Source organism: Aeromonas sp. s4 (genome assembly GCF_040907855.1).
GTDB classification, from domain to species: domain Bacteria; phylum Pseudomonadota; class Gammaproteobacteria; order Enterobacterales; family Aeromonadaceae; genus Aeromonas; species Aeromonas caviae.
Window position 1 is genome coordinate 73,490 of sequence record NZ_JBFOCP010000058.1, and the last position, 8,233, is coordinate 81,722.

An 8,233-nucleotide genomic window follows, 5' to 3' on the forward strand; every position below is an offset into this window, starting at 1 on the left:
TCCGTGCTGTCTCGCCCCCGTTTCCATGCATATTCTCTGCAAGCCCTGGTCCGTTCAGGGCTTTTGTCTGATGAGTGCCCGGTGGCGCCAGGGCAAAAGGTTGCGCTGGATCCCAAAAAGCCTTTGCCCCCACGGGGGGCTGTCGTGTAAAAACGTTCGAGTCACCGATCACACACATCCATTCACGGAAAGCGTCATGAGCAAACAGATTTACAACTTCTGCGCCGGCCCCGCCATGTTGCCGGTTGAAGTCATGGAGCGCGCCCAGCGCGAATTTTGTAATTTCCAGGGGCTGGGAGCCTCGGTCATGGAGCTTTCCCATCGCGGCAAGCCCTATATGGCGGTCGCCGAGAAGGCCGAAGCGGACCTGCGCGACCTGCTGGCGGTGCCGGACAACTACAAGGTGCTCTTCATGCACGGCGGTGGCCGCGGCCAGTTCTCCGCCGTGCCCATGAACCTGCTGGGTGGCGCCAACAAGAAGGCGGATTACCTGGTGACCGGCGTCTGGGCCCAGAGCGCCGTGGATGAAGCCCAGAAATACGGTGACATCCAGACCTTCCAGGGGGTGGCCAAGAATGAGCAGGGGGTCTCCCACCTGCTGCCGACGCCGGCGTTTCGCGCCGATGCCGCCTATGTGCACTACTGCCCGAACGAAACCATCGATGGCATCGAGATGTTCGACATCCCGGCAACCGGCGATGTGCCCCTGGTGGCGGATCTCTCCTCCACCATCCTCTCCCGTCCCCTCGACGTGAGCCGCTTCGGCATCCTCTACGCCGGTGCCCAGAAGAACATAGGCCCCTCTGGTCTGGCCATCGCCATCGTGCGCGATGACCTGCTGAACCAGGCCCGCGCCGATGTGCCGTCCATCTTCGACTACCAGCTCACCGCCAAGAACGACTCCATGTTCAACACGCCCCCCACCTACGCCTGGTATCTGGCCGGGTTGGTGTTCGAGTGGCTCAAGGAGCAGGGTGGCCTGGCGGCGATGGAAGCACGCAACAAGGAGAAGGCCGACTTCCTCTACGGCTACCTCGATCAGTCGAGCTTCTACGGCAACAAGGTGGATGTGGCCTGCCGCTCCCGCATGAACGTGCCCTTCCAGCTGAAAAACGAGGCCCTGGACAAGCTGTTCCTGGCGGAGTCGGAAGCGGCCGGTCTGCTGGCCCTCAAGGGACACCGCATCGTCGGTGGCATGCGCGCCAGCCTCTACAACGCCATGCCCCTGGAAGGGGTCAAGGCCCTGGTCAGCTTTATGGATGACTTTGCCAAACGCCACGGTTGAGGCGTGTCTCCCCATTGCCAGACGCCGGGGACTCCCCGGCGTCTGTTTTTCAGACCCATCCTGACCCAGGCCGCCCTCTCCCGCGGTCGTGCCACTGTCGAACTTGCCGCGGGGGACGCGGGCTGTTAACGTCCGGTCAGGTGATTTAATTGAGATCGAACAGGAAGTCTATGAATTCGTTGCGTTTGGAACCCATTTCTAGCGTGGCCGGGGTGGTTAATCTGCCCGGCTCCAAGAGTGTCTCTAACCGGGCTCTGCTGCTGGCGGCTCTGGCCCGGGGCACCACCCGGCTGACCAACCTGCTCGACAGCGATGACATCCGCCACATGCTGGCGGCGCTGACCCAGCTCGGCGTCAAGTACAAGCTCTCCGCCGACAAGACCGAGTGCACCGTGCACGGTCTGGGTCGCAGCTTCGCGGTCTCGGCGCCGGTCAACCTGTTCCTCGGCAATGCCGGTACTGCCATGCGCCCCCTGTGCGCCGCTCTGTGCCTGGGCTCCGGCGAGTACACCCTGGGCGGCGAGCCGCGCATGGAAGAGCGCCCCATCGGCCACCTGGTGGATGCCCTGCGCGAAGCGGGTGCCCACATCCAGTACCTGAAGAAAGATGGCTATCCGCCCCTGGTGGTGGATGCCAAGGGGCTCTGGGGTGGCGATGTCCACATCGACGGCTCCGTCTCCAGCCAGTTCCTGACGGCGTTTTTGATGGCGGCCCCCATGGCGGCCGGCGACACCCGCATCCACATCAAGGGGGAGCTGGTCTCCAAGCCCTACATCGACATCACCCTGCACATCATGAAGCAGTTCGGGGTGGTCATCGAGCACGACGACTACAAGGTGTTCTACATCAAGGGCAACCAGACCTATGTCAGCCCGGGGGACTTCCTGGTGGAAGGGGATGCCTCCAGCGCCTCCTACTTCCTCGCGGCGGGTGCCATCAAGGGCAAGGTGCGGGTTACCGGCATCGGCAAGCACAGCATCCAGGGGGACATCCACTTCGCCGACGTACTGGAGAAGATGGGGGCCCGCATCACCTGGGGCGATGACTTCATCGAGGCCGAGCAGGGGCCGTTGCACGGCATCGACATGGACATGAACCACATCCCGGATGCGGCCATGACCATCGCCACCACGGCGCTGTTTGCCGAGGGCACCACCACCATCCGCAACATCTACAACTGGCGGGTGAAGGAGACCGACCGCCTGCACGCCATGGCGACCGAGCTGCGCAAGCTGGGCGTGGAAGTGGAGGAGGGGCACGACTTCATCACCGTGATCCCGCCCGCACAGCTGACCCACGCGGCCATCGACACCTACAACGATCACCGCATCGCCATGTGCTTCTCCCTGGTGGCACTCTCCGATACGCCGGTCACCATCAATGATCCGGGTTGCACCTCCAAGACCTTCCCAGACTACTTCGACAAGCTGGCCAGCGTCAGTCAGGCCTGAGCCCTTTCGGCCCGCTTCGTGCGGGCCTTTTCATCTCTGCCCCCCGCTTTTTTCATGCCTCCTAGCAGCATTATGCAAACTTGCAAGGTGCGATAATAAAATTCCTTGCCGAAGAATGTAATTTTCTATTTACACCGACCCGGCACAGGGCTAGATTGAGATCTCTTTATCGCAGTCATCTAGCAGGAAACTTGGTCATGCAGCATCAAACCGACGACGTTCGTATCAGTGAAATCAAAGAGTTATTGCCCCCGGTTGCGGTGCTTGAGAAGTTTCCGGCGACCGACACCGCCTCGGCCACCGTGTTTGAATCCCGTCAGGCCATCCACAACATCCTGGCCGGCGACGATGATCGCCTGCTGGTGGTGATCGGCCCCTGCTCCATCCACGATCCGGTCGCCGCCCTGGAATACGGTAAGCGCCTCAAGGTGCTGCGCGACGAGCTGAAAGATCAGCTGGAGATCGTGATGCGGGTCTACTTCGAAAAACCCCGTACCACAGTGGGCTGGAAGGGGCTGATCAACGATCCCTACCTCGACAACAGCTGCCAGATCAATGACGGCCTGCGCCTGGGTCGCAAGCTCTTGCTGGATCTCAACGACATGGGGCTGCCGACCGCCTCCGAGTTCCTCGACATGATCACCCCGCAATACGTGGCGGATCTGATGAGCTGGGGTGCCATCGGCGCCCGTACCACCGAATCCCAGGTACACCGCGAGCTGGCCTCCGGTCTCTCCTGCCCGGTGGGCTTCAAGAACGGCACCGACGGCACCATCAAGGTGGCCATCGACGCCATCGGCGCCGCCAGCGCCCCGCACCACTTCCTGTCGGTGACCAAGTACGGCCACTCCGCCATCGTCTCGACCGCCGGCAACCCGGACTGTCACATCATCCTGCGCGGTGGCCGCGAGCCCAACTACAGCGCCCGTCACGTGGATGAGGTGGTGAGTGGTCTGGACAAGGCCGGTCTGCCCCAGAAAGTGATGATCGACTTCAGCCACGCCAACAGCAGCAAGCAGTTCAAGAACCAGATGCTGGTGGCCGAGGACGTGGCCGGTCAGCTGCGTGCCGGCAGCAAAGCGGTGTTCGGCGTCATGGTGGAGAGTCACCTGGTGGAAGGGCGCCAGGATCTGGTGGACGGGTGCGAGCTCACCTTCGGCCAGAGCATCACCGACGCCTGCATCGGCTGGGCCGATACCGAGGTACTGCTGCGCAACCTGGCGGACGCCGTGGCCGCTCGCAACGCCCTCTGAGCCCAAGGCGTCCCGTTGGCGGGGCAATAAAAAAGCGCGACCCTGGGTCGCGCTTTTTGTTTGGCCATCTCTCGGCAGGTCGCGGTTTACTTGGCCCGCTCCTGGTGGCCGCGCAGGCGGATGTTGATCATCTCCACCACCAGCGAGAAGGCCATGGCGAAGTAGATGTAACCCTTGGGAATGTGCAGATCCAGCCCTTCGGCCATCAGCGCCACCCCGACCAGGATAAGGAAGGAGAGGGCCAGCATCTTGATGGTGGGGTGGGTATCGACGAAGTCGCCGATGGCCTTGGCGGCAAACATCATGACGCCGACGGCGATGATGATGGCCAGCACCATGACAGGGACATGATCCGCCATGCCCACGGCGGTGATGACGGAGTCCAGGCTGAAGATGATGTCGAGGATGGCGATCTGCACCAGAGTGGACAGGAAGCCCGCGGTCTTGCTCACCACACCCGCCTCTTCGGCAGCCCCTTCCAGGCTCTGGTGGATCTCGTGGGTGCTCTTGGCGATGAGGAACAGACCCCCCACCAGCAGGATGAGATCTCGTCCCGAGATGGCTTCCCCCAGCACGGTGAAGAGGGGCTCGGTGAGGCGCATCACCCAGGCCAAGGAGAGCAGCAGCAGGATGCGGGTGCCCATGGCGAGCCCCAGCCCCAGGATGCGCGCTTTCTGGCGCTGGGCTTCCGGCAGACGACCCACCAGGATGGAGATGAAAATGATGTTGTCGATGCCGAGCACGATCTCGAGCAGGGTCAGGGTGGCGAGCGCGACCCAGGCGGAGGGGTCCGCAATCCATTCCAGCATGATTGAACCTTGGTTGAACAGTGATTGAGGTAGAAGCCGCGCATTTTAGCAGGGGGTCATGGCTTGTCCCAGTGGCGGGAAAAGATAAAAATGGCGGCGATCCAACAGGAGGGAAACATGTTTCGATTAGGGCTCATCATCAACCCCGTCGCCGGCATCGGCGGGGCCGTCGGTCTCAAGGGCAGTGACGGCATGGTCGCCGAGGCGCTGGCGCGCGGGGCCGTCCCCAAGGCCCGGGAGCGGGCTCGCCAGGCCCTGTTGCCCCTGTGCGAGCTGACCACCCCCTTCGAGCTGCTGACGGTGGCCGAAGAGATGGGGGCCGACCTCGCCGCCGAGCTGGGGTTGCCCCATCGCATCGTCCATCGGCCTGCCGGGGCGCAGACGAGCGCCGAGGACACCCGGGCTGCCGCCCTGGCCCTGCGCGATGCCGGGGTGGATCTGCTGCTCTTCGCCGGTGGCGATGGCACCGCCCGTGACATCTGCGCGGCGGTGGGGGAGTCCTGCCATGTGCTCGGCATCCCGGCGGGGTGCAAGATCCACTCCGGGGTCTACGGGGTGACGCCGGCGGCGAGCGGCCGGGTGGCGGCCAGAATGATCGCAGGGGAGCTTCTGAGCCTGGTGGATGCGGAGGTGATGGACATCGACGAGGAGGCGTTTCGCGCCGGCAAGGTGCGCGCCCGCCACTACGGCCAGCTACTGGTGCCCGGGGATCTGCGCTACGTGCAGGCGGTCAAGCAGGGGGGGCGGGAGTCCGAGGAGCTGGTGCTCGCCGATCTTGCCGCTGGTGTGGTGGAGCAGATGGAGCCCGATACCCTCTACCTGATGGGGTCGGGGAGCACGGTGGCCGCCTGCATGGGGGAGCTGGGTCTGGAAAATACCTTGCTCGGTGTGGATCTGGTGGAAAATGGCCGGCTTATCGGGCAGGATCTGTCCGCCGCCGAGATCCTGACCCGGATCCGCGGCCGTCGCTGCCGTCTGATCATCACCCTGATCGGCGGTCAGGGACATCTGTTCGGGCGCGGAAATCAGCAATTGAGTCCAGACGTGATCCGGGCCGTCGGGCGCGAGCATATCCAGGTGCTCGCCACCAAAGCCAAGCTGGCGGCGCTAGAAGGCCGTCCGCTGCTGGTGGACACCGACGATCCGGCACTGAACCGGTCGTTGAGTGGTTATCTGCGCATAACCACGGGATACAAGGATCAGGTCATCTACCCGGTGGCCAACCCGGAATAGGACATCAAGGATGCGGCTGGCCTGGCGCCAGAGAGCCGCGATCAACCGGATCGCGGTTCCACTCCCCGAATTTTTTGCCGGCAACCCCGGAAATGAGGCTGCGTTAAATGACGATTCACGATTTTGAACACAAGTTGTTGGGACTGATCGACGCCATGGTCGCCACGGCCAGCGAAGACGAGCTGTTTGCGGGCGGCTATCTGCGAGGGCACATCTCCCTTGCGGTGGCGCGCGCCGAGCTGGAGGGCAAGACCCTGGTGCGGGACGTCAAGAGCTATGTGCTGCGCAGCCTGAACGAGGCCATCTTGCAGGGTGAGCTCTCCGAGCAGGACGAGGTGCTGGTACAGGAGATGTGGAAGCGTCTGCAGGCCCAGGCGGAAGCTTGATCCCATTCGCAGTTCAAACACAAGTTTAAGTAATCTGCTTCCCTGAGTGTTATCAAAAGGTTAATAATGAGGCTCGCCTTTTGTTTCAGGGATTAAACCATGGCCTCCACCTCACGCATTGCCACCAGACTGCCGCTCGAGATGCTCTATCACTGGGAGCGGCAGTGTCCCGACCGAATCTATCTGCGTCAGACCATCCACCGCGAATACGTCGACTTCACCTGGGGTGAGGTCGCCGACGAGGCGCGGCGCATGGTGACGGCACTGCGTGCCCTGGGCCTGGAGCCCGGTGACAAGGTGGCGCTGCTCTCCAAGAACTGCGCCCAGTGGTTCATTGCCGATCTGGCGATGCAGATGGGGGGATACGTGAGCGTGCCCATCTACCCCACCGCCAACGTCGACACCATCGAATACGTGCTGCGCCACAGCGAAACCAGGGCGATCTTCGTCGGCAAGCTGGACGACTGGAAGAGCCAGGAGGCGGGGGTGCCCGGGGATCTGCTGCGTATCGCCCTGCCTTACGACACCATGCCGGCCGCCCACCAGTGGGACGATCTGCTGGCGCAATACGACCCCATCCCGGACAGCCCGGTGCAGGCGCCGGATGCCCTGCTGAGCCTGGTCTACACCTCCGGCAGCACCGGCAAGCCCAAGGGGGCCATGCTGAGCGTGGAGCGCTATGCCTGGTCCTGCGAGAAGCTGGTAGAGGCGGTCTCCCTCACCGCCGAGGATCGCGGCTTCTCCTACCTGCCCCTTGCCCACATCACCGAGCGGGTCTACATCTACGGCGGCAGCCTGTTCAGCGGTGCCACCATCGCCTTCCCCGAATCCCTCGACACCTTCATCGAGGACGTCAAGCGCTGCCGTCCCACCGTCTTCATCTCGGTGCCGCGGCTCTGGGCCATGTTCCGCATCAAGATCCACGAGAAGCTGCCCCAGAAAAAGCTGGCGCTGCTGCTCAAGATCCCCCTCGTCTCCAGCCTCATCAAGAGCAAGCTGCAAAAGGGGCTGGGGCTGGATCAGGCACGGGTGCTGGGCTGCGGCTCTGCGCCGGTGGCCCCGGCGCTGCTGGAGTGGTATCACAGCATCGGCATCCATATCACCGAGGCCTGGGGCATGACCGAGAACCACGCCTACTCCACCCTCAACTACCCGTTCCGGGCGGACAAGATAGGCACCGTCGGCAAGGCCGGGCCCGGGGTGACCATCAAGATCTCCGACGAGGGGGAGATCCTCTGTCGCTGCGACGGCATGATGGTGGGCTACTACAAGGATCCCGAGCACAGTGCAGAGGCCATCGACGCCGACGGCTGGCTGCACACCGGTGACATGGGCAAGCTGGACCGGGAGGGTTACCTCACCATCACCGGCCGCATGAAGGACGTCTTCAAGACCGCCAAGGGCAAGTACGTGGCCCCGGTGCCCATCGAGGGGATGCTCGGGCAGGAGCCCATCATCGAGCAGCTCTGCGTCATCGGCTACGGCATGCCGCAGCCGGTCGCCCTGGTGCAGCTCGCCGAGAGCGCCATGAAGGGGGACAAGGCCGGGGTGGAAGCCCAGCTGGAGGCCGCCCTCAACCGGGTCAACGACAAGCTGGAATCCCACGCTCGCCTGCGGGGCATCCTGGTGGTCAAGAGCCCCTGGAACATCGAGAACGGGGTGCTGACTCCCACCATGAAGATCCGCCGCCACCTGCTGGAACAAAAATACGCAGACATCGGCGAGCGCTGGTCCGGCAGCCAGCGCATCCTGTGGGAGTCCTGACAGGGGTCGGTGCCGCCATATCGGCCACATCAATGACAGTCGGGGGAGCCAG

General features: G+C 63.3%; 7 protein-coding genes. 6 read left to right on the top strand and 1 reads right to left on the bottom strand.

Features of this window, described 5'->3' with window-relative positions; genetic code table 11:
- Positions 1-196: 196 nt before the first annotated feature.
- The 3 genes from serC to aroG all read left to right on the top strand — a co-directional run bounded on the left by serC (position 197) and on the right by aroG (position 3,989).
- On the top strand, positions 197-1,285 hold the full coding sequence (gene serC, locus AB5Y89_RS20205) for a 3-phosphoserine/phosphohydroxythreonine transaminase (RefSeq protein ID WP_010674452.1): 1,089 nt from the start codon (positions 197-199) through the stop codon (positions 1,283-1,285).
- Between the two features lie 170 nt (positions 1,286-1,455).
- On the top strand, positions 1,456-2,736 hold the full coding sequence (aroA, locus tag AB5Y89_RS20210; protein ID WP_041212941.1) for a 3-phosphoshikimate 1-carboxyvinyltransferase: 1,281 nt from the start codon (positions 1,456-1,458) through the stop codon (positions 2,734-2,736).
- 197 nt (positions 2,737-2,933) lie between these two features.
- Positions 2,934-3,989: a 3-deoxy-7-phosphoheptulonate synthase AroG gene (gene aroG / locus AB5Y89_RS20215; protein WP_041212942.1), complete on the top strand. Its 1,056-nt coding sequence runs from the start codon at positions 2,934-2,936 to the stop codon at positions 3,987-3,989.
- An 86-nt stretch (positions 3,990-4,075) separates the two neighbouring features.
- On the opposite strand, the gene AB5Y89_RS20220 is transcribed toward aroG, so the two are convergent.
- The gene (locus tag AB5Y89_RS20220) at positions 4,076-4,798 is read right to left on the bottom strand and encodes a TerC family protein (RefSeq protein WP_010674455.1); all 723 of its coding nucleotides are present in this window, start codon (positions 4,796-4,798) and stop codon (positions 4,076-4,078) included.
- Positions 4,799-4,915: 117 nt separating this feature from the next.
- Between AB5Y89_RS20220 and AB5Y89_RS20225 the strand changes: the two genes are divergently transcribed.
- The 3 genes from AB5Y89_RS20225 (at position 4,916) to AB5Y89_RS20235 (ending at position 8,181) form a co-directional block, all read left to right on the top strand.
- Positions 4,916-6,031, top strand: a complete 1,116-nt coding sequence (locus AB5Y89_RS20225) for an ATP-NAD kinase family protein (protein WP_069652588.1) — start codon at positions 4,916-4,918, stop codon at positions 6,029-6,031.
- Positions 6,032-6,138: 107 nt separating this feature from the next.
- A complete protein-coding gene (locus AB5Y89_RS20230) occupies positions 6,139-6,417 on the top strand; it encodes a YfcL family protein (RefSeq protein WP_010674457.1) in 279 nt (92 codons plus the stop codon).
- 99 nt (positions 6,418-6,516) lie between these two features.
- On the top strand, positions 6,517-8,181 hold the full coding sequence (locus AB5Y89_RS20235) for an AMP-binding protein (RefSeq protein WP_325784779.1): 1,665 nt from the start codon (positions 6,517-6,519) through the stop codon (positions 8,179-8,181).
- Positions 8,182-8,233 lie beyond the last annotated feature (52 nt).